The sequence below is a fragment of the Prevotella lacticifex genome (assembly GCF_019973375.1).
In the GTDB taxonomy this organism is placed as follows: Bacteria; Bacteroidota; Bacteroidia; order Bacteroidales; family Bacteroidaceae; genus Prevotella; species Prevotella lacticifex.
In genome coordinates, this window is sequence record NZ_BPTV01000022.1 from 1 (window position 1) to 405 (window position 405).

Below are 405 nucleotides of genomic sequence, written 5' to 3' on the forward strand. Positions count from 1 at the left end.
GTGAGCCAAGGCATCCACCATGCGCCCTTAATTACTTTCTTGTCGCTTTCATCTGTCATCCTCGAAAGAATAACAGAGTGAATGTAGCTCATACTTTCAGCTGTCTTGTCTATAGAAGTCATTTCCACACGGTCCCGATGCTAAAAGCAACGACACCTATGGAACGATTTCCACAGAAATGAACATTGTTGATTGTTCTTTCTACAGTTTCGCTTGTATCAATATGTCAAAGATCTTTTGAGAACATCAAATCTCTTTGCTGAAATTTGATTCCCAAAGTGGAGAATAACGGATTCGAACCGTTGACCCCCTGCTTGCAAAGCAGGTGCTCTAGCCAGCTGAGCTAATCCCCCGTAACCTAGGTCCGTATCATAACTGTCATCTTCCGACATATAAAAATATGTA

1 tRNA gene is annotated in these 405 nt (G+C 42.0%); it reads right to left on the reverse strand.

Annotated features, from left to right (window positions below):
• Positions 1-279: 279 nt before the first annotated feature.
• Positions 280-353 (reverse strand) — tRNA-Ala (locus LDN30_RS16230).
• Positions 354-405 lie beyond the last annotated feature (52 nt).